At 67.0% G+C, this 22,270-nt stretch carries 21 protein-coding genes and 1 tRNA gene; 13 read left to right on the top strand and 9 right to left on the bottom strand.

Going from position 1 to position 22,270, the window contains the following annotated elements; genetic code table 11:
* Positions 1 to 67 precede the first annotated feature (67 nt).
* Positions 68 to 1,186: a phosphoserine transaminase gene (gene serC / locus FWJ47_RS01925; protein WP_147103350.1), complete on the bottom strand. Its 1,119-nt coding sequence runs from the start codon at positions 1,184 to 1,186 to the stop codon at positions 68 to 70.
* A gap of 71 nt (positions 1,187 to 1,257) precedes the next feature.
* Between serC and FWJ47_RS01920 the strand changes: the two genes are divergently transcribed.
* The 5 genes from FWJ47_RS01920 to mobA all read left to right on the top strand — a co-directional run bounded on the left by FWJ47_RS01920 (position 1,258) and on the right by mobA (position 5,604).
* Positions 1,258 to 1,977, top strand: coding sequence for an iron-dependent transcriptional repressor DtxR (locus tag FWJ47_RS01920; RefSeq protein ID WP_147103348.1), 720 nt, complete (start codon positions 1,258 to 1,260; stop codon positions 1,975 to 1,977).
* A 313-nt stretch (positions 1,978 to 2,290) separates the two neighbouring features.
* The gene (locus FWJ47_RS01915) at positions 2,291 to 3,202 is read left to right on the top strand and encodes a C40 family peptidase (protein WP_147103346.1); all 912 of its coding nucleotides are present in this window, start codon (positions 2,291 to 2,293) and stop codon (positions 3,200 to 3,202) included.
* 169 nt (positions 3,203 to 3,371) lie between these two features.
* On the top strand, positions 3,372 to 4,238 hold the full coding sequence (locus FWJ47_RS01910) for a C40 family peptidase (RefSeq protein WP_147103344.1): 867 nt from the start codon (positions 3,372 to 3,374) through the stop codon (positions 4,236 to 4,238).
* A gap of 177 nt (positions 4,239 to 4,415) precedes the next feature.
* Entirely contained in the window at positions 4,416 to 4,913 is a 498-nt protein-coding gene (locus FWJ47_RS01905) for an HNH endonuclease (protein ID WP_147103342.1), read from the top strand.
* A 43-nt stretch (positions 4,914 to 4,956) separates the two neighbouring features.
* The gene (gene mobA, locus FWJ47_RS01900; RefSeq protein WP_170228433.1) at positions 4,957 to 5,604 is read left to right on the top strand and encodes a molybdenum cofactor guanylyltransferase; all 648 of its coding nucleotides are present in this window, start codon (positions 4,957 to 4,959) and stop codon (positions 5,602 to 5,604) included.
* A 58-nt stretch (positions 5,605 to 5,662) separates the two neighbouring features.
* On the opposite strand, the gene FWJ47_RS01895 is transcribed toward mobA, so the two are convergent.
* Positions 5,663 to 7,414, bottom strand: coding sequence for an OFA family MFS transporter (locus FWJ47_RS01895; protein ID WP_147103339.1), 1,752 nt, complete (start codon positions 7,412 to 7,414; stop codon positions 5,663 to 5,665).
* A gap of 206 nt (positions 7,415 to 7,620) precedes the next feature.
* On the opposite strand from FWJ47_RS01895, the gene FWJ47_RS01890 reads away from it, so the two are divergent.
* The 5 genes from FWJ47_RS01890 (at position 7,621) to FWJ47_RS01870 (ending at position 12,889) form a co-directional block, all read left to right on the top strand.
* Positions 7,621 to 7,932, top strand: a complete 312-nt coding sequence (locus FWJ47_RS01890) for a DUF6457 domain-containing protein (RefSeq protein ID WP_147103337.1) — start codon at positions 7,621 to 7,623, stop codon at positions 7,930 to 7,932.
* Positions 7,933 to 7,944: 12 nt separating this feature from the next.
* On the top strand, positions 7,945 to 9,144 hold the full coding sequence (locus FWJ47_RS01885; RefSeq protein WP_147103335.1) for a molybdopterin molybdotransferase MoeA: 1,200 nt from the start codon (positions 7,945 to 7,947) through the stop codon (positions 9,142 to 9,144).
* Positions 9,144 to 10,097, top strand: coding sequence for a formate dehydrogenase accessory sulfurtransferase FdhD (gene fdhD / locus FWJ47_RS01880; protein WP_147103333.1), 954 nt, complete (start codon positions 9,144 to 9,146; stop codon positions 10,095 to 10,097). The genes FWJ47_RS01885 and fdhD overlap by 1 nt, the downstream gene beginning before the upstream one ends.
* A gap of 69 nt (positions 10,098 to 10,166) precedes the next feature.
* On the top strand, positions 10,167 to 12,548 hold the full coding sequence (locus FWJ47_RS01875) for an FdhF/YdeP family oxidoreductase (protein WP_246126119.1): 2,382 nt from the start codon (positions 10,167 to 10,169) through the stop codon (positions 12,546 to 12,548).
* 137 nt (positions 12,549 to 12,685) lie between these two features.
* Positions 12,686 to 12,889, top strand: coding sequence for a cold-shock protein (locus tag FWJ47_RS01870; RefSeq protein WP_146340828.1), 204 nt, complete (start codon positions 12,686 to 12,688; stop codon positions 12,887 to 12,889).
* Positions 12,890 to 13,023: 134 nt separating this feature from the next.
* Here the strand turns inward: FWJ47_RS01870 and cobA are convergent, their stop codons facing one another.
* Positions 13,024 to 13,833: a uroporphyrinogen-III C-methyltransferase gene (gene cobA, locus FWJ47_RS01865; RefSeq protein ID WP_147103329.1), complete on the bottom strand. Its 810-nt coding sequence runs from the start codon at positions 13,831 to 13,833 to the stop codon at positions 13,024 to 13,026.
* Between the two features lie 88 nt (positions 13,834 to 13,921).
* Here cobA and FWJ47_RS01860 point away from each other — a divergent pair.
* Positions 13,922 to 13,994 (top strand) — tRNA-Arg (locus FWJ47_RS01860).
* A gap of 91 nt (positions 13,995 to 14,085) precedes the next feature.
* On the opposite strand, the gene FWJ47_RS01855 is transcribed toward FWJ47_RS01860, so the two are convergent.
* The 4 genes from FWJ47_RS01855 to FWJ47_RS01840 all read right to left on the bottom strand — a co-directional run bounded on the left by FWJ47_RS01855 (position 14,086) and on the right by FWJ47_RS01840 (position 17,914).
* Positions 14,086 to 14,694 (bottom strand): DUF305 domain-containing protein, encoded by a 609-nt coding sequence (locus FWJ47_RS01855; RefSeq protein ID WP_147103327.1) that lies wholly within the window; start codon positions 14,692 to 14,694, stop codon positions 14,086 to 14,088.
* A 135-nt stretch (positions 14,695 to 14,829) separates the two neighbouring features.
* Positions 14,830 to 15,705: a DUF418 domain-containing protein gene (locus tag FWJ47_RS01850; protein WP_342779666.1), complete on the bottom strand. Its 876-nt coding sequence runs from the start codon at positions 15,703 to 15,705 to the stop codon at positions 14,830 to 14,832.
* Positions 15,706 to 16,073: 368 nt separating this feature from the next.
* Entirely contained in the window at positions 16,074 to 17,063 is a 990-nt protein-coding gene (locus FWJ47_RS01845) for a sensor histidine kinase (protein ID WP_246126118.1), read from the bottom strand.
* A 131-nt stretch (positions 17,064 to 17,194) separates the two neighbouring features.
* A complete protein-coding gene (locus FWJ47_RS01840; protein WP_147103321.1) occupies positions 17,195 to 17,914 on the bottom strand; it encodes a response regulator transcription factor in 720 nt (239 codons plus the stop codon).
* 305 nt (positions 17,915 to 18,219) lie between these two features.
* On the opposite strand from FWJ47_RS01840, the gene FWJ47_RS01835 reads away from it, so the two are divergent.
* Positions 18,220 to 19,881, top strand: coding sequence for a threonine/serine exporter family protein (locus tag FWJ47_RS01835; RefSeq protein ID WP_147103319.1), 1,662 nt, complete (start codon positions 18,220 to 18,222; stop codon positions 19,879 to 19,881).
* A gap of 125 nt (positions 19,882 to 20,006) precedes the next feature.
* A complete protein-coding gene (locus FWJ47_RS01830) occupies positions 20,007 to 21,086 on the top strand; it encodes an alkene reductase (RefSeq protein WP_147103317.1) in 1,080 nt (359 codons plus the stop codon).
* A 65-nt stretch (positions 21,087 to 21,151) separates the two neighbouring features.
* On the opposite strand, the gene FWJ47_RS01825 is transcribed toward FWJ47_RS01830, so the two are convergent.
* Together FWJ47_RS01825 and FWJ47_RS01820 are read right to left on the bottom strand one after the other, a co-directional pair.
* Entirely contained in the window at positions 21,152 to 22,015 is an 864-nt protein-coding gene (locus FWJ47_RS01825; protein ID WP_147103315.1) for a DMT family transporter, read from the bottom strand.
* 4 nt (positions 22,016 to 22,019) lie between these two features.
* The gene (locus FWJ47_RS01820; RefSeq protein WP_147103313.1) at positions 22,020 to 22,253 is read right to left on the bottom strand and encodes a hypothetical protein; all 234 of its coding nucleotides are present in this window, start codon (positions 22,251 to 22,253) and stop codon (positions 22,020 to 22,022) included.
* Between the last annotated feature and the right edge of the window lie 17 nt (positions 22,254 to 22,270).

The following is a 22,270-nucleotide window of genomic DNA, read 5'->3' as shown; positions in this document are numbered from 1 at the left end:
ACGCCGCAGCCAAGCAGAGGGAGGGAGAGCCCATGGGCTCTCCCTCCCTCTGCTGATGTGCGGAGGCTCAGCTCTGCAGCACGAAGTCGATGGACTTCAGCAGCTGGCTGATGTCGTCGGGCTCGATGGCGGTGAAGGTTGCGATGCGCAGCTGGTTCCGGCCCAGTTTGCGGTACGGCTCCACGTCGACGATCCCGTTGGCTCGCAGCGTCTTCGCCACGGCGGAGGCGTCAACGGCGTCGTCGAAGTCCACGGTGCAGATCACGTTGGAGCGGTCCTCGGCCCGCTGCACGAACGGGGCCGCGAGGCTGTGCTGCTCCGCCCACCGGTAGACGCGGGAGGCGGAGTCGGCGGTCCGGGCGACGGCGAAGTCCAGACCGCCGGATGAGCTGATCCACCGGATCTGCTCATCAAGGGTCACCAGGGTGGCCAGGGCTGGCGTGTTGTACGTCTGGTCCTTGCGGGAGTTGTCCACCGCGGTCTGCAGGTTCAGGAAGTCGGGAACCCATCGCTCGGCGGTGAGCTTCTCGGTGCGGGCCAGCGCCTTCGGGGACATGATCGCGATCCAGAGGCCGCCGTCGGAGGCGAAGTTCTTCTGGGGCGCGAAGTAGTAGACATCGCTCTCGGCGACGTCCACGGCGAGGCCGCCCGCGGCGGAGGTCGCGTCGATGACCATCAGCGCGTCGTCGTCGGCCCCTGCCACGCGCTCAACGGGGGCGGCCACGCCGGTGGAGGTCTCATTCTGCGGCCAGGCGTAGACGTCTGTGCCGACCTCAGGCCGCGGCTCGGGACGGGTGCCCGGCTCCGCCGTGAGGATGCTGGAGGCCTCCAGGAAGGGAGCCTGATCGGTGGCCTTGGCGAACTTGGAGCCGAACTCGCCGAAGGAGAGGTGCTGGGCCTTGGAGGAGACGAGGCTGAAGCTTGCGATGTCCCAGAAGGCGGTGGAGCCGCCGACGCCCAGCACCACCTCGTAGCCCTCCGGCACCTGGAACAGCTGGCTCAGCCCCTCGCGAACGCTTCCCACCAGGGACTTCACCGGAGCCTGACGGTGGGAGGTGCCCAGCAGCCTGGCGCCCGCCTCGGAGAGCGCGGCGACCTGCTCTTTCCGGACCTTGGAGGGCCCGGCCCCGAAGCGCCCATCGGCGGGCAGCAGCTCGGCGGGGATGGTGATGTGCTCAGCGACCACTGGCGTGACTCCTTGCAGGTGAGATGATGTGTGCTATGCCATGCCCAGCCTAGTTGTTACGGGAGCACAGGTTGACCGATCTGATCGACACCACAGAGATGTATCTGCGCACTATCCTCGACCTCGAGGAGGAGGGGATCGTGCCGCTGCGCGCCCGGATCGCCGAACGCCTCGAGCACTCAGGGCCCACGGTGTCGCAGACCGTGGCCCGCATGGAGCGCGACGGGCTTCTGCATCTGACCGAGTCCCGGCAGCTGGAGCTGACCGAGTCCGGCCGCGAACTGGCCGTCCAGGTGATGCGCAAGCACCGGCTCGCCGAGCGGCTGCTCTCCGACGTGATCGGACTGGACTGGCCCTATATCCACGAGGAGGCCTGTCGCTGGGAGCACGTGATGAGCGAACGCGTGGAGCGCCGGCTGGTGGAGATCCTCGAGGATCCGGTGGAGTCTCCCTACGGCAACCCGATCCCCGGGCTGGAGAAGCTCGGCGTGAAGAGGGTCGCGCATCCGGCCTCGCTGGCGCGCACCACGCTTCGCCGGGCCGCGGAGCTGCACGGCGGGCAGAACAGCCACTGGCGGATCCAGCGCTTGGCCGAGTCCATCCAGGTGGAGCCGGAGGTGCTCGAGCAGCTGCTGGACGTGAGGCTGCGCCCGGGCGTGGATGTGACGGTCAAGGGGATGAACGAGGCGTACGTGCTCCTGTCTGTGCTGGACGAGCAGGAAGGGGAGTTCGACGTCGAGCTGCCGCTGGAGGTCGCCCAGCACATCTTCGTGAACGAACGGTCCGTGTGAAGATTCTCCGCTGACCTGCCCCGGGCAGGCACTCCAGGCGGGGATGCATCCCCGGGGCTTCAGCGCGTGACCGTTCTGTGACAAACCGACACACGCCGCTCAGCGCTCGTGCTCTTGTCCGGGGGATTTCAGCCTTTCCGCAGGCTGATCGGGGTGCGTCGTGACCTGAGCGTGACATTTATATCGAACCGTTATAAAGTCGTTGCCGTGCTCGGGCGCATGTCCGAGATGCCTGAGCACGCCGGACCGGCACCAACCCTGCGGCTGGCCCGGAAGCACACCACTACCGCATGCAGGGGAAGAGGTTTTGAAAGTGACAGAGAACACCGAATTCGCTTCGCGCCGCGACCGGCGTCGCGCCCGTGGCCTTGCCGGCGCTGTCTCCGCCCACGCCGGCGCTGCTGGTCGCACCGCCGCCGCCTCCCTGGCTGCCTCCGGTCTGGTGATCGGCTCCGGCGTCGCCGCGAATGCTTCAGAGACTTCCGCAGACGAAGGCCGCGAGGCCACCACCGTTGAGGTCACCACCGGCGATCTCAGCGTGGAGCGCGCCTCCAGCGCCGCTCCGGTCAGCGTCACCGCATCGCGCGACGCCGAGCTTGCCTTCGAGCGCCCAGCCGTGACCTCCGAGTCCGCCGCTCCCGCTGAGGAGGAGGCTGAGCCGGCTCCTGCCCAGACCGAGTCCGCACCGGCCTCCCAGGGGCAGACGCAGGCCCAGAGCCAGCCCGCTCAGACTCAGCAGGAGCCCGCGCAGGAGAGCTCGGGCCAGTCCTCCGCCGCCGGCGGCCAGGCTGAGCAGAGCCAGTCCGACGACTCCCAGTCCGGCCCGCAGGCTGCTTCCGGCGGCGATTCCTCCTCCTCTGAGTCCTCTGACTCTGGGGCAGGCTCCGGCTCCATCGTGAGCGCGGCGCACGCAGCATTGGGAACTCCCTACAGCTGGGGCGGCACCACTACTGGCGGCATGGACTGCTCCGGGTTCATCAACTGGGCCTATGCCCGTGCCGGAGGCCCCACCGTCCCCCGCACCACCCACGGCATGATGGCTTCGCTGCCCCGTGTCTCCAGCCCCCAGCCCGGCGACATCGTGATCGCAAATGGTCAGTCCCACGGCGGCATCTACATCGGCAACGGCCAGGTCATCTCCGCCACGGTATCCAACGGCGTGAGCATCCATTCTCTGCACGCCGGCTGGCACAACCCGACCGCCTACCTCCGTCCGGGCGGCTGAGCCTCGCGTCACTCTTCGTGTGCTTCCTCAGGGGCGCAGTCCGCAGGGACTGCGCCCCTGACGCGTTTCCACAGCTTTTCCAGCCTGCTCCAAGGCTGCATGTGGCCTGGTCAGCGGCCACCGTGATGAAAATGTGACATCGAGACCTTTCTGTTATAAAGTCATTCCCGTGCTGATCACAGAGACCAAAACCCAGAGCCGCCGCGAGCGTCGCGAGGCCGCCGGCATGCAGGCCGTGCAGCTCCGTGCCGCAAAGCGCACCGCCCGTACCGGTGGGGTCGCCGCCCTGGCCCTCACCGCCCCCGGCCTCCTGGCCGCCACCCCCGCTGTCGCAGAAGCCGCTGAGGCCACCGACACCACGCGCGCCTCCCAGGAGATCGGCCTGACTCTCGAGAAGGCCGAGCGCGCTTCTCAGGTTGAGTCCCCCGAGTCCGCAACCGTCGTGGCCTCCCCCAGCTCGGAGCTGGCCTTCGAGCGCCCCTCGGTCAGCTCCGAGTCCGCTGCCCCGGCTGAGTCCGAGGAGCCCTCCTCCACCACGACTGAGCAGCAGACCACGACTGAGTCCGCCCAGACCGGCGGCACTCAGGAAGAGGCTGCTCAGGCCGGCACCGCCACCGGCCAGCAGGAGACCGCTGACGAGAGCCAGTCCATGGCTGCCGCCAGCGAGACCGCTGAGCCCGCTCAGTCGGCCACCAGCGGCGGCGGCATCGTCTCTGCGGCCTACGCGGCCATCGGAACCCCCTACGTGTGGGCCAGCTCCAGCCTCTCCGGCATGGACTGCTCCGGCTTCGTGAACTGGGCCTACGCCCAGGCCGGCGGCCCCAGCATTCCCCGCACCACTGGCGGCATGCTTGCCTCCCTGCCCCGGGTTTCAAGCCCGCAGCCGGGTGACATCGTGATCTCCAACGGTGGTGGGCACGCTGAGATCTACATCGGCAACGGCCAGTCGATCTCCTCCACCACCAACGGCGGCGGCGTGCACCAGCACAGCACCGGGTACTCCGGTGTGGTCGCCTACCTGCGGCCGAGCGGCTGATCCCAGCCGACTCTCAACGTGATCGTCAGGGGCGCAGTCCAAAGGACTGCGCCCCTGACGCGTCCCCGGGGCCCTGAGGCTGAGCCCGCGCCGCAGATGGCATATAGTTGAGGACGGACAGATTCGCAGCGCACGTCCATCCAGCCCTGGAGAGACGGCGCCCGGGAGGCTGATCAGATGCGAACACTGGTGCTCAACGCCGGCTACGAGCCGCTGAGCGTGGTGTCCTCCCGCCGTGCCGCCCTGCTGGTGATGCGCGGAAAAGCCAGCATCCTCGCCCAGGACGGCACGCCCATCGCCTCGCCCTCTGCTCTGATCCCCAGGCCCAGCGTCGTCCTTCTGCATCGTTACGTGCGGGTGGTCAGGCGCGGGCCCGCGACCCCTTCGCGGCGCGGTGTTCTGCGCAGAGACCATCGGACCTGCGCCTACTGCGGCAAACCCGCCGCCACCGTGGACCACGTCGTCCCTCGTGCCCGGGGCGGAGACTCCTCCTGGCAGAACCTCGTGGCCTGCTGCGGTCCCTGCAACGTGCGCAAAGGGGACAAGACCTTGGAGCGGCTGGGCTGGACGCTGCGTGTCACCCCGAAGGCTCCTCTTCACCACATGTGGCTGCCCCAGGAGCTCGACGCCCCGCAGGAGGCCTGGATGCCCTTCTTGGAGCACAGCCCTGCCTGAGAGCGCCCCTACGCCTGACGCCCCTCACGAGGGAGCCGTCGCGGTGCGCGCAGCGATTCTGCTCGCAGGCGGACGAGGCGCACGCCTGGGCGGAGTGGACAAAGCATCTCTCACCCAGCACGGACGCACGCTCCTGAAGCACTGGATCGAAGCGCTGAGCGTCCGAGGCGCTGAGGAGATCGTCGTCGTAGGCCCCGAGCACCTCAAAGACCAGGTTTCGATGCTGCCGTACGCGTCGAAGGAACCCGGTGGGGGCGGAGACCCCTACGTGCGGGAGCGCCCGAATGTCACGGTGGTTCGTGAGGAGCCTGCTTACGGGGGGCCGGCCGCTGCTGTCTACGCGGGGATGCAGGCTCTGCAGGCCCAGACAGGACACGTGCTGCTGCTGGCCGTCGACGTCGTTGATCCCGGACCGCTGCTGAACTGGCTGCTTGATCAGGCCGCGGGCAGCGGAGCAGAGGCCGTAGTGCCCCTGGATTGGGAGGGCCGGGATCAGTTCCTCAGCTCAGCGGTTCCCGTGCAGGCTCTCCGAGAGCAGATGCTTGGACTGGACGCACAGACGGTTGAGGGCGGCCGCGTCAGAACCCTCCTGGCTCCTATCCCTCATCGCCGGCCGGTCATGCCTGCGCATCTTGGGAAGGACGTCGACAGGCCGGAGGATGCGCGGCGCCTCGGAGTGAATCTGCCCTAGACACAGCTGTGTCCCGGCCCCCACACGGGCAGCCGGGACACAGTCAGGGGCGCACGGATCAGCTGATCACGGAGTGAACGCTCCGCACGGCGGCCGCTGCCAGACGTGCTGCGGTGAGCAGTCCGCTGGCCTCGGTCTCAGCGTCATCGCCGTCGACCTCGTCAGGCTCCGGCGGGAAGAACAGCTGGATCGCGTTGATGAAGGTGTAGACCAGGCCGTACAGCATCGGAATGGACACCACCACCCAGGCCACCGGGACCGGAACGATCGGGGCGCCGGCCGGCTCGACCTTTGTGTCGGAGCCCTTCTTCTGGGTCTCGGCCTCAGCCTTCTCCTCTGCGTCGTCCTTGTCCTCATCGTCCTCGGAGGGCTTGGACTCCTCATGCCACTTCTCGCTGACCGGGCGCACCATCAGGTTGGCGATGAAGCCCACCACGAGCAGGCCGGCCATGATGAACAGCGCCGGCCGGTAGTCCGCGGCGGTCAGATCCTCACCCGGAACGCCGTCAGCGGCATCCAGAGTGATGTTCACGATGGCCGGTCCCACGATGCCGGCGGCCGACCAGCAGGTCAGCAGCCGGCCGTGGATCGCGCCGACCTGGACGGTGCCGAAGAGATCCCTCAGGTAGGCCGGAATGGTGGCGAAGCCGCCGCCGTAGAAGGACAGGATGATGCCGATCAGAATGATGAACGCGGCCATGTTCGTGTTGCCGAACATGCCCAGCGCCACGTAGAGCGCAGCGCCCAGACCCAGGTAGATCATGTAGATCGGCTTGCGGCCGATCTTGTCCGAGGTGGAGGCCCAGATGAACCGGCCCAGGGTGTTGGTCAGCGACAGGTAGCCGACAAACCCGGCGGCGGCCACTGCCGCGACCTCCGGGTGGGCAAAGGTTTCGCCGTCGTCCTCGCGGAAGAAGTCCTGCACAAAGCTGGCCGCCTGCGGCAGCAGACCGATGGACGCGGTGATGTTGACGAACAGCACCACCCAGAGCAGCCAGAACTGCGGGGTCTTGACGGCGTTGTTGGCGGTGACGTTGCCTGCCGAGATCATCTTGGAGGATTTCTTGGTATCCGGGTCGAAGCCCTCCGGCTTCCAGCCTTCGGGCGGGACCCGGACGATCCAGGCGGCGAAGAGCATCATCAGGCCGTAGACCACGGCCAGGGTCAGGAAGAGGTAGCCGACCGAGGCGCCTTCGTCAGCACCCATGTCATCGAAGATGCCCATCATCATGTTCGAGAACGGTGCGGCGATCATCGCGCCGACGCCGAAGCCCATGATGGCCATGCCGGTGCCCAGGCCGGGACGGTCCGGGAACCATTTCATCAGCGTGGAGACTGGGGCGATGTAGCCGATGCCCAGGCCGATGCCGCCGATGACGCCGTAGCCCAGGCCCACCAGCCAGAGCTGCTGGGTGAAGATGCCGACAGAGCCGACCAGGAAGCCGGAGACCCAGCAGACCGTGGATGCCAGCATCGCCATCCGGGGGCCGCGGGAGTCCACCCACTTGCCGAACAGGGCTGCGGAGAGGCCCAGCAGCACGATGGACAGGGAGAACGCGAAGAACGCCACCGCGGTCTGGGCTGCGTCCTCACCGCCGAAGATGGGGCCGAGGATCTGGCCGAAGATGCCCACCAGCGGGTCCTCGGAGAAGTGCTCGGCCAGCCGCCCCTGGTACACCGAGGTGCCGTAGACCTGCCCGATGCACATGTGGATTGCCAGGGCGGCCGGTGGGATGAGCCAGCGGTTGAACCCCGGACCCGCAGTGATCTTGCGGTAGGAGTCTGCGCGCGTGTCGGCGCTTGGAGCCATTGGTGCAACTCTCCTCAGTATTGGTTTTGTGCGGGGATTCAGCGTGGGCACGTTATCACCGGGCTGCTTCGGCGTGCTTCTACGGCCTGTAGAAGACCCACCGATCTTCCGGGGCGCCGGCGAGCCTGATGGGACGGCGAGCCTTATGAGACCCTGGAGGGCAGCTGGTCACCTATCTGAACGTCCCAAGCTCCAAGGAACCTGAAATGTCTGTCAGCGAAAACCCTGAAAAGTCCGAGTCGCAGCTCACCAGGGAAGCTATTGAGCTCTGGGTCGACGAGCTCAAGGAGCACCTGGAGATCCCCGAGACTGAGATCGACATCAATAAGCTGCTGAAGCTTGCCGGCGTCGCCGCGCACACCGTCGTCCGCCCCGCAGCGCCGGTGAGCACCTACGTCATCGGATACGTGGTCGGCCTGGCCGAAGCCTCCGGGCAGGCCACCTACGAGCAGGCCTTCAATGCCGCCAGCCGGGTCGCTGAGCACCTGCTGGAGCAGCGCCAGCAGGCCGAGGGCTGATCCCCGCCCATCATGCTGAGCCTTGCTGAGGCGCGACGACGAGCCGCGGCGGCCGAGCCTGCGCCTGCCCGGCGAGTGCCGCTGGGGGAGGCCGGCGGCCTGATCAGCGCGGAAGGGGTTCGTGCCCGGCTGGACATTCCGCACGTCTCAACCTCCGCCATGGACGGCTGGGCGGTGAGCGATGCAGGGTCCCACGGCGGCTGGGAGGTCATCCCGGAGCGCGCCGAGGGCCCTGCGGACATTCTGCCGGCGCTGCGCCCCGGCCAGGCAGCAGGAGTCGTCACCGGGTCTCCCGTCCCGGAGGGCACCGTCTCCGTCCTTCGTCAGGAGCACAGCGAGCACAGTCAGCGTTCCCTCCGCGCGCTTCCGGAAACTCCTGATCTTGAGCCGGGGCGCAACATCCGGCCCCGCGGGGTGGAAGCCTCCCAGGGGGACTCGCTGCTGCCCGCAGGGGTGCGGATCACCCCAGCCAGGGCCGCGGCGGCCGCCGTCGCCGGATACGACGAGCTGCTCGCCCGTCCGGCCCCGACAGTCAGGCTGGTGCTGACCGGCACGGAGGTGGTCACCTCCGGCATCCCTGGGCCCGGGCAGGTGCGTGATGTCTTCGGAGTCGCCCTGCCCTCGATGCTCACCGGGCTCGGTGCGGTTCCCGCGGCCTCCGCCCGGCTGCAGGACGACCTCGGCCAGATGCTCGAGCAGCTGCGCACCGCATCAGAGGATGTGGTCATCACCACCGGCGGCACCGCTCACTCTCGGGCGGATGTGCTCCGGCCGGCCCTGGAGAAGCTCGGTGCGGAGATCGTCGTCGACTCTGTGGACATACGACCCGGCCACCCGGCTCTGCTGGCCCGGCACGCCCAGCGGTGGGTGCTCGGCCTTCCGGGCAACCCCCTCGCCGGCTTCGCCGCGCTCTCGGCGCTCGGCGTTCCGCTGCTGTCAGCGCTGGCCGGCCGGACCGCGCCCAGCCTGCGGCTCACCGCCGCCGAGCAGCTCACGGGCGCCCGCCGGGGCCTCCGCCTGCTCCCCGCCAGCGCGGCCCAGGACGGTGTTCGTGCTTCCGGGCACGACAAATCCCACATGATGCGGGGCCTGGCTGAGGCTGATGTCTTCGCCGTCGTGCCGCCCGCGGGGATCTCGGCCGGAGAGCCCGTGGAATGTTTCGAGGTCCCCGGCGCGTTGCCCTCTCTACGCCGTACCCACGAGGAGCAGTGATGGGCCGTCTGATCCAGCGCAAACGCGTCACCCGGGTGATCCGTCCCCAGGAGGGGGACGCCGTTGCCAGCCACCGCACCAAGCTCGACTCCATCGCCGTGGAGGAGCCCCTGGAGCTGCGCCTGGGCGGCGAGTCCTTCACCGTGACGATGCGCACCCCCGGCAACGACTTCGAGCTCGCCGCTGGGTTCATGGTCGCCGAGGGGCTGGTGGTCTCCGCCGAGCAGCTGCGCGGGCTGCGCTACTGCTCCGGGCAGGACGAGTTCGGCAACCAGACCTACAACGTGATCGACGTCGGCATGGACCCGGTGCTCGCTCAGTCGGCGCTGTCCGGAAAGCGCAACGTCACCACCACCTCCGCCTGCGGGATCTGCGGCACCACCAGCATCGACGCCGTGGAGAAGACCCTCCCGCCGGGGCGCGGCAGCCGAGACCTGAGCATCACTGCCGAGCAGCTCCTCAGCCTCCCCGACGCGCTGCGCGACTCCCAGGCGCTCTTCTCCAAGACCGGCGGAGTCCATGCCGCCGGCCTCTTCGGCGCCGACGGTGAGCTGCTCTGCCTCCGTGAGGACGTGGGCCGGCACAACGCGGTGGACAAAGTGGTCGGCTGGGGCCTCATGGAGGGCCGGCTCCCCCTGGCCGGAACCGCCCTGCAGGTCTCCGGCCGTGCGAGCTTCGAGCTCGTCCAGAAGGCCGCGCTCGCCGGGGTGGAGCTGCTCTCCGCCGTGGGGGCGCCGTCCTCGCTCGCCGTGGACCTCGCAGACCGTTCCGGGCTCACCCTGGCCGGTTTCTCCCGGGGGAAGAGCATCAACGTGTACACCCACCCCGAGCGGATCATCGACCTCGCCGAGGACGATGCCTCCGCCTCCGAGATCCAGCCCGGGCGTGATGCCGCAGGCCGCTCCGTTCCCGCAGAGCGGAACACTGAACAGGCCGTGAATGCGCCCGCCTGAGGGCCTCGGTACGATTGAGACCAAGCAAGCCCGAGACATCTCACCCCACTGTGAAGGATGAGCGCACCCATGAATGACGTTCGCGGACGCATCGCCAATTTCAAGGACATCGACGAGAGCAATCTCAAGATCACCCACAAGAAGGACTATGCCGCCGGTCTGAAGGCGGTGCAGGTCTCCTTCAAGCGCAGTCTCTTCCACGGCGGCGTCCGCCGCACGGTGAGCAACTTCTACCGCGTCAACCAGGACAAGGGCGTGGACTGTCCCGGCTGCGCATGGCCCGAGTCCATCACCGGCGATCGCAAGCAGGTTGAGTTCTGCGAGAACGGTGCCAAGGCCCTCGCCGAGGAGCACACCAAGCGGATCTGCCCGCCCGAGTGGTGGGCCGAGCACCCCATCTCCGAGCTCGAGAGGAAGACCGAGTACTGGCTGGGCCAGTCCGGCCGCATCACCCACCCGATGATCATTCGGGAGGGCGAGACCCACTACAAGCCCATCTCCTGGGACGAGGCCTTCGAGACCATCGCCGAGCACATCAAGGCCACTACGCCTGAGCGCTCCGTGTTCTACACCTCCGGGCGCACCCCCAACGAGACTGCGTTCATGTTCCAGCTGATGGCGCGCTCCCTGGGCACCAACAACCTCCCTGACTGCTCCAACATGTGCCACGAGTCCTCCGGCACCGCGATGAACCCCACCATCGGCATCGGCAAGGGAACCGTCTCCCTGGAGGACATTGAGAACGCCGAGCTGATCTTCGTGATCGGCCAGAACCCCGGCACCAACCACCCCCGCATGCTCGGCTCCCTCGCGAAGGCCCGCCATCGCGGCGGCAAGGTGGTCTCCGTGAATCCGCTGCCGGAGGCCGGCCTGATGAAGTTCAAGGACCCCCAGGCTCCCATGGAGCACCCGCTGCAGTCCCACAAGGTGCTCACCGGCGACAAGATCTCCGACGAGTACCTCCAGATCAAGGTCGGCGGCGACCAGGCGCTGATGCAGGCGCTGGGCCACCTTCTCCTGAAGAAGGAGGAGGAGAGCCCCGGCAGCGTGCTGGACAAGGACTTCATCGAGCAGTCCACCAAGGGCTGGGAGGACTACAAGGCTGCCCGCCAGGAGCTGGACTGGGACGAGATCGAGGAGGCCACCGGCCTCGAGCGCGCCGAGATCGAGAAGATCGGCGACATGCTCGCCGCGTCCAAGGCCACCATCTTCTGCTGGGCCCTGGGGATCACCCAGCAGCCCCATTCGGTGGACACCATCAAGGAGATCATCAACCTGCTGCTGATGCAGGGGAACTTCGGCAAGCCCGGCGCCGGCGCCTGCCCCGTCCGCGGCCACTCCAACGTGCAGGGCGACCGCACCTTCGGGATCTGGGAGAAGCCCAAGGAGGACTTCCTCCAGGGGCTCGACGCGGAGTTCGGCATCGTCTCTCCGCGCGAAGAGGGCTACGACTCCACCCACACCATGTACGCCATGGCGGAAGGCAACGTGGACGTGTTCGTCTCTCTGGGCGGCAACCTCGCCATGGCGAACTCCGACACTGAGGTGATGGAGAACGGCCTGCGCAACACCGGGCTGACCGTGCACATCTCAACCAAGCCCAACCGCAGCCATGTGGCCCACGGCAAGACCAGCATCATTCTGCCGACCCTCGGCCGTTCCGACCGGGACGACAAGCACCCCGGCGGACGTCAGTTCCTGTCCGTGGAGAACTCCATGTCCGTGGTGTCCTCCACCCAGGGCCGCCTCGAGCCGGTCTCCGACCACCTGCTCTCCGAGCCGTCCATCCTCGCCGGCATGTCCCAGGCGATCTTCAAGGACGACCCGGACCACCCCATCGACTGGCAGGCCATGGCCGACGACTACGACGTCATCCGCGACCACGCCTCCCGCGTGATCCCCGGGACCCAGGACTTCAACAAGCGCATCCGCCAGAAGTACGGCTTCGTGCTGCCGAACCCGCCGCGCGACCACCGCGAGTTCGCCACCGAGGACGGCCGGGCCTCCTTCACCGTGCGTGAGATGGAGTACCTCAAGCCCCCGGAGGGGCACCTGGTGCTCCAGACCATGCGCTCCCACGACCAGTACAACACCACCTTCTACGGACTGGACGACCGCTACCGCGGCGTGAAGGGGGGCCGTCGTGTGATCCTCATCCACCCCGACGACCTCAAGGAGAGCGGCTTCGAGCACCGCGAGGTGGTGGACGTGATCTCCGTCTACGACGGTGAGGAGCGTCGTGCCAACCAGTTCACCCTGGTGGAGTACCCCACTGCGCGGGGCTGCGCGGCCGCCTACTACCCGGAGGCGAACGCCCTGGTCCACCGGGATCTGAAGGCGCGCGAGTCCAATACTCCGGGCTTCAAGGCCATGATGGTGCGGTTCGTGCCCTCCACCGGCACCGACCGCACCACCATCAACCACCAGGTCGAGGTCGAAGTCGCGGCCTGAGTGGCGTAGACTGAAGCGCAGTACGTCATTTTCATATTTGTTAGTGGCCGAAAAATCTTCCCTCAGGGCCTGGCCAGGCGTTGAGGGAAATGCGCCGTGAACTCATCGGTGCAGAGAAACAGCAGTAAGGAAACACCATGGCCACTGGCACCGTGAAATGGTTCAACGCCGAAAAGGGATACGGCTTCATCGCCCCCCAGGACGGCTCCGACGACGTGTTCGTGCACTTCAGCGCGATCAACAGCTCTGGCTTCCGCTCCCTCGAGGAGAACCAGCAGGTTGAGTTCGAGACTGCCCGCGGACCCAAGGGTCTGCAGGCTGAGAACGTCAGCCCGCTCTGATCGAGAGACGAGCGATGATCAGGCGCTAGCTGCCTGAGACGGCACTGTGGCCCCCGTTCCATCCGGAGCGGGGGCCACAGTCATGTCTGGACAGACTTTCTTCTCCTGGGGGCGTGGGCTCTTCCCCCAGGAGCTCAGCTGTGGGCGGCCATGGCGCGGAGCTCGCCGAGAGCCCCGGCGCCGCGGACGGCGACGCCCTGGTCCTCCTCCTGGGCGGCGAGGCGGACGACTTCGCCGATCACCAGCACAGCGGGCGGACGCAGCTTGGCGTTCGCGGCGGTGGCGATCATCTCCTGCGAGTCGGCGATGAGGATCCGCTGGTCGTCGCTGAAGCCGCGCTCCACCACGGCGACGGGAGTGTCGGCGCGCATCCCGTGACTCTGAAGCCCAGTGAGCGTATTGGCGAGGGTGCCGACTCCCATGAGGATGACGGCAGTCCCGCCGAGGGCGACCAGGCCTGTGAGCTCCTCGTCGGTGAGAGGGTCGTGCCCGGAGATCACAGTGAAGGTGCGGGTGATGCTCCGTGCGGTGACGGGGATCCCGGCAGCAGCCGGAACAGAGATCGCCGAGGTGATTCCCGGCACGACGGTGACGGGGACGCCGGCGTCGCGGCAGGCGGCGACCTCTTCGCATCCGCGGCCGAACACGAACGGGTCCCCGCCCTTGAGCCGCACCACGTGCTTTCCGGCCTGCGCGGCGTCGAGCATCATGCTGTGGATGTTCTCCTGGGTGACCCTGTGATGGCCGGGACGCTTGCCGACGTCGAACAGCTCTGCCTCGGGGGCCCACTCGCGCAGCTCCTCGGTGGGGGCGAGCCGATCGTAGAAGACCACGTCGGCTGCCGCGAGGGCACGCATGGCACGCACGGTCATCAGGTCCGCGGCTCCGGGGCCGCCGCCCACCAGTGTGACGCGCCCGGTGCGGTCGGGCTTCTGTTCAAACATATCTTCAAGAGTAGGCCCGGCATGTAACTCGGGGATGACAGTGCCTTCACGCAGAGTCACATGCCGACCGGTACGATGGATGAGTCCCGCCTCAGTAGCTCAGGGGATAGAGCACCGCTCTCCTAAAGCGGGTGTCACAGGTTCGAATCCTGTCTGGGGCACAGAGCATCGGCGGTCCTTGTCGAGGAGCCGAGCGAAGCGACCCCAGTGCAGTCCGCCTCGGAACGGACCGCAGCATGGTTCAGAGGGCATTCATGACAGGTCCTCGAGCATCTCCTGCATCTGGCTGATCTCCGCGCTCTGCTCTGAGATCACGTTCTCTGAGAGTTCCAGGGCGTCGGGGCTCTCCCCATTCTCCAGGTGGTCCTCAGCCATGCTCACTGCACCTTCATGATGGATGATCATCTGCTCCAGGAAGAGTCGCGAAGCTTCTTCTCCCGAAGCTGTTTCAAGCTGCTCGAGGTCGCCCTCACTCATCATGCCTTCGTGCGAGGCCCCATGCTCGCGGTGTTCGTCCTCATCGCTGGTCTCGTGCCCCCACGCCGCCAGCCACGTCTCCATCTCATCGATCTCAGGCTGCTGGGCGGCTCGGATGTCTTCAGCGAGAGCGGCAGCATCAGGGTCTGCGTCATCCTCCTCCAAGAGGAGGTCGGACATCTCCACGGCCTGCTGGTGGTGGACGATCATCCCCGACACGTACTCCACGTCGGCCTCGTTGAACTGAGCGTCTGTCGCCTCAGGAGTGTGCTGATCATGCTCACCTGCCGGGGAAGACCCTTGGTCGCCGTCCTGCGCGCAGGATGACAGCACAAGCGAAGCTGCCAGCAGGCCGGCCAGCTGGGGGGTGAAGGTGGTTCTCATTCTGAGCTCCTTTCGGTGGGCTTCTCGGACTGATTCAACCCGATGGGAAGCAGCTCCGTCGCTCCAGCAGCCCGCTCTTGCGAAAATCTTCATAGAACCCTGAGCAGCCGTTGACGACTGCGGAAGGCCCTGCGGCTATCTCTTGCTGCGGCTTCGGTCCCAGGGCGGACGAAGCAGCGCTTCCAGTGGACCCTGGTGCGCGACTCGGAACCAGAGGATTGCGAAGAGGATCAGCCCGGTGCACAAGGCGATCGTGGTGGTCAGCCCGCCCAGCAGCGTCTCAGGTCCCGGCCTCACCACGAGTGCGAGGACGAGGAGATGGGCTGCATAGGCGGTGAGAGCCATGCGTCCCAGCGCAGCAAGTGATCGGGCGCCGGGCCCGCTCCATCCGGGGACTTTCAGGCACACTCCCAGCACGAAGACGGCCGCTCCGCCGCCCCCGAGTATCCATAGGGGCATCTCTGAGTGCGCCACATCACTGACCAGGCGCTGCCAGTCATTGTGGCTGGATGGTTCGCCGAACACTCCGATGAGAGTCAGCGATGCGACGTGCGCAGCCGCAGCCGTGAGTCCTCCCCACAGGATGAGGCGGGTGCTGATCTTTGGCTGTGCGAGGTCCAATCGTCCCAGCCACATTCCGAACAAGAACGGGGCAGCCCACACCACGGCTGGGTAGGGGCCGGTCACAAGGACATCGGTGAGTATCTCCCAAGGTGGTTCAGCCGCTGTCACAGGTTCCCGTTTGAAACCATGCTCTTGGTGGTCTTGGATCAGGATCCACAGGAGTGGGCCGAGGCCGACACTGGCGACGGTCAGAGCCAGCAGCAATCGGCTGCCTGCCCTGATGAGGGGCAGCCCTGCCAAGAACAGCGCCGCATACGTTGTCAGAATGACTCGGATCTCATGCTCTGGCTCCTGGAGCAGGAGCCCCACCGCAAGGAGCAGAAGGGCGCGCCAGAGAATCGCCTCCCAAGGAACGCTGCTCTGATGGTTTCTGGCTCTTCGGGTCATGAGCGTGAAGCCGACGCCGCCGAGCAGGACGAAGAGAAGTGACGCTCGGCCGTGGGGCAGGCGGTAGATGAAATCCATAAGGGACGAGCCGTCCCGCGGCCCGACATTGACAGCGACCATGCCGATGATGGCCAGTCCGCGTGCTGCATCCAGGGCTGAGACTCGAGCTGGGCCTGGATGATGCTCAGTCGCGGAGAAAGTCACTCTCGAAGGTGACACATTCAGTCTCCCGGGGTTTGAAGCTGGAGATGGCGCAGAGTTTCTGGTTTGCGCGCGACCATTGACACTAACGAGCGCGCCGCTGGTTTACGGGCCAGATCGTCGTTTCTTGACTGAATCTTCACACGCCGCCCGTCCGTGGGCGGCCGTCACTGCTGGTCTTCGTCTGCCGCGTACGGGAGTTCGATGGTGAATGTCGCTCCGTGCCCAAAGCCTTCACTCGTCGCCGTGGCTCGCCCGCCGTGAGCCTGGACGATGGACCGAACGATGGCAAGGCCGATACCGGAACCGCCGTGGGTGCGGTTTCGTGCTGAGTCCACGCGGTAGAACCGCTCGAAGAGGTGCGGCAGGTGCTCGGCTGCGACGCCGTGTCCGCTGTCCTCGACCTGAAGAACTACCGCCTCTCCGGCTCTCAGAGTGCGCAGAGTGACGGCATCGTTGCTCTGGGTGTTCCGCAGGGCGTTGTCCAGCAGGTTGGTCAGCACTTGGGACAACCGGTCCCTGTCCCCGTAGATCACGGGGTCATCCGCGCTGACTTCCGCTGACAGCCGCACGCCTTCGCTGAGGAATGAGGCGCGCGCCTGCGCCTCAGCTGCTCGGACCAGTTCATTCACAGAGAGCGGTTCGTTCTTCACGCTGAGCCGATGCTCCTCGGCAGCGCTGACCAGCGAGACGTCGTCAGCAAGGCGCCGGAGGCGTTCAGTCTGCTCACGCAGCATGACGATCGTCTCGGGCTCGGCTTCGGTGACCCCATCAAGCATCCCCTCCAGGTACCCGTCAACGGTTGCCAGGGGTGTCCGCATCTCGTGGGCCAGATCTGATAGAAGACGCTTTCTCGTCTGCTCCGTGGTCGCCAGCTCCGCAGCCATACTGTTGAAGGCCGACGCGAGCTCCCTCAGCTCCACCCCCATCTTCCCGGCGGGAACCTCCCCGCGATAGTCGCCGCCTGCCACCCGCAGCGCAGCGCTGCGCAGGGTGTCCACCGTTGATGTGATGCGTCGGGCAAGAATCACGCTGACCAGGACTGAGGCGAGGCAGGCGGCAAGGAGGGCCAGGGCCAGGGACAGCTGCCATGCATGCCCGAAGGCCTCCTCCGCGTGAGCAACCACCTCAGGGTCCGGGTCAGAGGTCTCCACCATGAGCATGTGCTCATGAAAGATCGCCGGCCCTGTCACGAGTGCAACAGTCCAAGCCGTCAAGCCGGCTGCAGCTACCACCAGAACTACCGAGAGCAGGATTCTGCTCTGAAGTCTCAGCTCGCCCGGCAGTCTCATGACGAGGCTCTGTCCGGCTCGAGCTTGTAGCCCACGCCGCGAACAGTGCGGATGAAGCGGGGACGGGCGGGCTGGTCGCCGAGCTTTCTGCGGAGATTGCCGATGTGAACATCGACCAGGTGCTCGTCACCAACCCATTCCTCTCCCCAAACCTGGTTGATCAGTTCCCGGCGAGAGAACACGGCGCCGGGCTCGGCGATCAGTGCGGCCAACAGGTCGAACTCGGTTCGGGTCACCTCGACCGGGTGAGAGTCCAGCCGTATTTCCCGGGAGGCCTCATTGACACGCAGGGGCCCCACCAGATGCGTCCGGGGCGGCGGTGCGGCCGCCAGCCGAGGCCTGCGGAGCATAGCTTTGACTCGAAGCACCAGTTCTCTGGGGCTGAAGGGCTTGGTGACATAATCATCAGCCCCTACGGACAGCCCGATGAGGCGGTCACCCTCATCTGCTCGAGCCGTAAGCATGATGACGTAGCAGTCAGAGAAGGTCCTCAGCTGGCGGCATACCTCAACCCCGTCCAATCCGGGCAGCCCGAGATCCAGGACAACCACTGATGGCTGGTGCGAGCGGATCAGTCGCAGGGCCTCGTGCCCGTCGTCGGTGGCACGAACAGCGAACCGATCCCGCCGCAGGTAGTCGCCGACCAGTCGAACCAGCGGCGCCTCGTCCTCAACGATCAGCACCGACGGCTGCGGGCTCATGGCGTGGTGGCTCATCGTTCGAGCGTAGAACACCCACGCGGCACCAGGCTTCCACGTCTCGCAGGCAGCAATGCCGTGCGGTGATCGCTTCGCGGCATACGTGAGCCGTCCTGCCTGGGTGCGCGCCGCGGCCCCGGCCTCGTTGTGCTGAGGCTTCTGCCCGTGGGACGATATGGGCAGAGATCGAGGCTTCCTAGGGGTACTGCCCATTCGGGCGCTTTCTGCAGTGTGATCTGGTCGTATCTCGACAGCCGGTCGGCTTTCTCCGCCTCACATATCTCTCCACATCGCCGACATCCGCACTTTTCCCTGGAGGGCCTATGCCGCCCCACAATCCGACGACCCCGATCGACCCCGTGGTCTCCGAGCCGGACACCAGCAGCCAGCTTCTGCCCGTGGTCAGGCCGGCGTCCGAGACGGCCCCCGTGCCTAAGCAGAAGCGCCGCGCCAAGCCTCCGCGGGCGGCCGGGAAGAAGAAGCCGGCTCGCTTTGACCCCGCCGCGTTCGAGCAGAAGGCCGACGTCCGCCACGTCTTCCGTCGGGTGATCGAACCCGCCCAGGCGGCCACCGGCACCATCCCCATCGTCGACCGGCTCGCCGGCACCCCCTACGCCAATCCGATGCTCGCCGAGGCGCCGCAGGAGGCCGACGAGCTCGTCACCATCGACTTCGTCCTCGACCTGGGGGAGACCCTCTTCCGCTATGGGGCCGGCGCCTTCGACGTGGAGACCAGCATCATTGCGGTCACCGCCGCCTTCGGGATGAAGAACATCGATGTGGACATCACCAACCAGTCGATCATCTTCAACTGGGCGCCCGAAGGCAAGGTCCCCTATTCCCGGGTGCGTGTGGTCCGTTCATGGTCCGGGAACTTCCGGGCACTCTGCGACGTCCACCAGATGGTCACCGACGTCATTTCCGGGCGGCTGACCCGTGCTGAGGCGCAGCGGCGGCTCGAAGAGATCCGCAGCGAGCCCAAGCCCTATGCGCGCTGGGTGGTCACCCTCGCCGGTGCGCTCTTCGCGGGCCTTTTCGCCAGCTACACGGGCGCCCCGCCGCTGGATGCTTTCCTCGGCTTCGCAGCCACCCTGCTGGTGCTCGGCATCACCCGGCAGCTGGTCGCCTGGCGGATCCCGGAGATCTTCACCCTCGCCGCCGGCGGGTTCACCGCTACGGCGTTCGCCTTGGCGGCGGTCTGGATCGGCGCCGACATCACCCCGTCCATGGTGGTCGCCGGAGGGCTGATGATCCTTCTGCCCAGTGTGAGGATCGTCAACGCCATGCAGGATGTCATTCATGCCTTCCCGATCACCGCGGCCGGGCGGCTGGTCTCCACCTTGGTGTCCTTCGCGGGCATGACGGCGGGGATCATGACTGCAGTCATCGCCGCCGACGCCCTGGGCGCCCCCGAGGTGGAGATCGTCCAAGGCATCCATCACATCTATAACCCGGCGGTCCTGGCGCTGCTGGTGCTGGCGACCGCTGTGACCGCCGCGATCGTGGAGCAGGCGCCCTGGCGGCTGCTGCTGCCCACAGGCGCCGTCGCCTGCCTCGGCTTCTCCGCGTACTACGCCGCGGAGAGCCTCGGCCTGGGCAGCTGGTTCTCGCCGGTGGTCGGTGCGGTGGTGATCGGGTCCCTGGCCCGCATCATTGCGCTGCGGCTGCAGGCCCCGCTGCTGGTGGTGGCAGTGCCGGCAATGATGTTCATGCTCCCTGGTCTGATCATCTTCCGCGGGATGTATCAGATCGCGCTCGGCTCCTCCGCGGAGATGATGAACGCAGGGCTTCACCTGCTGTTCACCGCCATGACCATCATTGTGGCGATCGCCGCCGGCATCGCCCTCGGGGACGTGCTCATGCGGCCCATCACCTCCCGTATGCGGCAGAACCGGTGCCGGGTGGACCGCCGTGACCAGGTCGACGACCTTGCTGCGAACACCGGGACCATCCCCATCGGCGGAAGGGCAGACATCGAGGACTAGGCGCAAGCCCGCCGCTGCCCTCCGAGCCGGCGTCCTCGTGTGGGATTCCCCACTCCCCGGAATGCGACGTCGGGCCCTGAGGTTGCCCCTGCCGGACCGCACGACCCCTCCAGGCAAGGACACCGATGACCTCCGCCCTCTTCACCCCCGTCACCCTCGGCTCCATGAATCTCGCCAACCGGCTCGTCATGGCCCCGCTGACCCGCATCCGCTCCGAGGAGGACGGAACCCCCAACAGCACGGTGGTCGAGTACTACCGGCAGCGGGCCGGCACGGGACTCATCACCACCGAGGGCACCTGGCCGGCGGGGGAGGGGCGCACTTGGATCGGGCAGCCCGGCATTGAGACGCAGAAGCACGTGGAGGGCTGGCGCCGGGTGGCCGAGGCGGTGCACGCCGAAGGCGGCCGGATCATCATGCAGATCATGCATGGCGGGCGTATAGGCCACCCGAGCATCTCCGCCACGGGACGGGTCGCTGCGCCCTCGGCGATCGCCGCCCCGGGCGAGATCCGCACCCCGGAGGGCAAGCAGGCCCACCCCGTCCCGCACGCTCTGACCACAGAGGAGGTCGGCGAAACCGTGCAGCAGTTCGTCCGGGCTGCGGAGAACGCGGTCGCCGCAGGAATGGACGGCGTCCAGATCCACGGGGCAAACGGCTATCTCATCCACGAGTTCACCGCTCCCACCACCAATCAGCGCACCGATCAGTACGGCGGAAGCCCCGAGAACCGGGCTCGGCTCTCCGTGGAGATCGCCGCTGCCACCGCGCGGGCGATCGGTGCGGGCAGGACCGGCATCCGGCTTTCTCCGCAGCACAACATCCAGGGCGCCCTCGAGGAGGACGACGCCGACGCGCTGGCCACCTACCGGGCGCTCGCCGAGGGCCTGGCGCCGCTCGGCCTGGCCCACATCGACGTGCTGAATGCAGATCCGGCCTCTGAGCTGGTTCAGATGATCCGGAAGGTGTCAGGTGCTCCGCTGGTCGCCAACACCGGCTTCGGCGTGCAGACCGACCGGGAGGCTGCCGCGCGTCTGGTGGACGAGGACCTTGCTGAGGCGGTCAGCGTAGGACGTGCGGTGATCGCCAACCCGGACTTGGTCCGCCGCTGGTGGGAGGACCTCGCGGAGAATGAGCCCGACCCCGCCACCTTCTACGTGGGCGGAGAGCGCGGCTACACCGACTACCCCTTCTACGAAGGCTGAGCTTCTCCTCAGCAAGGCAGGGAGCACGGCGCTTTCCGCCGCAGCGGCTCCTGCCATGCAGGGTCTCAGCTGACTGCGATGAGAGCGATTCCGGCGGCGACCACCGCGGCCCCTGCCAGCCGGCGGACGGGGTCCTTCTCCTTGAACAGCCACCAGGCCAGCAGGGAGCCGATGATGATCGATGACTCCCGCACCGGGGCCACGAGCGCGACCGAGGTGAAGGTCATCGCATAGAGCACCAGGATGTACGCCAGCGGGGAGAGCGTCGCGATGATGACGGCGGGCCTCTTGTCACTGCGCCAGGTGGGGCCTATCAGCTCCCGCCTGCGCAGCACCCACGGCAGCATCACAGCGGACTGGAAGACCCCGCTGAGACCGAAGTAGAGGATCGGGTCGATGCCCAGGCCATTGACGGAGTAGTTGTCCCACAGCGTGTACGCCGCGATGGCCGCGCCCGTTGCCGAACCGTAGAGCAGCCCGGTGCCCAGCCCGGAGGAGCGCTGGAACAGCTTCCGTCCCGTGACGAGCAGAATCCCTCCGATGACCACGAGGCCTCCGATCAGCGCGAGGGTCTCTGGGCGCTCCCCGAGGACTGCGACGGCGATCACAATGGTCAGGACCGGGCCGACTCCGCGTGCCACCGGGTAGACCACGCCGAGATCAGCCTTCCGGTAGCCGGTCTGCAGCAGCTGGGCGTATCCGATGTGCAGCAGCGAGGTGACGAAGGCCGCCGCGGGGAGCTCCCAGCCGTAGTCCGCGTCGGTCACCACGGCACGGGCGACGCCGACGGGAAGGGTTGCCGCACACGCCATCGAGTAGTACATCCAGATGAAGATGGTCGTGTCCCCGCGGGATGTCTTCGCCGCCAGGTTCCACACGGCGTGGAAGACCGCGGCCGCCAGCACCATCGCCAGCGCGATGCCGCTCATGCCGTCACCCCGAGGGCCACCGCCGAGCGCAGCATGTCCACCACGGCGAGGCTCTGGCGGGTCTCACCGGTGTGGCGGAGGCCGACCGGCCGATGATCTGCGCGGCGGTGCCATTGAGCGCGGACTGGGGGTCTGTGGTGACAAGGTTCACCACGCGGGCGTGGCCGTCCTTCAGCCTCGGCAGCAGCGACCGCAGCCGTCCCCGCATCGCCAGAAGATCCTCACACTCTGAAACCACATTTCATAAATTATCAT

Origin of the sequence: Nesterenkonia populi (genome assembly GCF_007994735.1) — a bacterium.
Classification (GTDB): Bacteria; Actinomycetota; Actinomycetes; order Actinomycetales; family Micrococcaceae; genus Nesterenkonia; species Nesterenkonia populi.
Note: the sequence above shows the minus strand (reverse complement) of the source record. Positions and strands in the feature narration are given on the sequence as shown.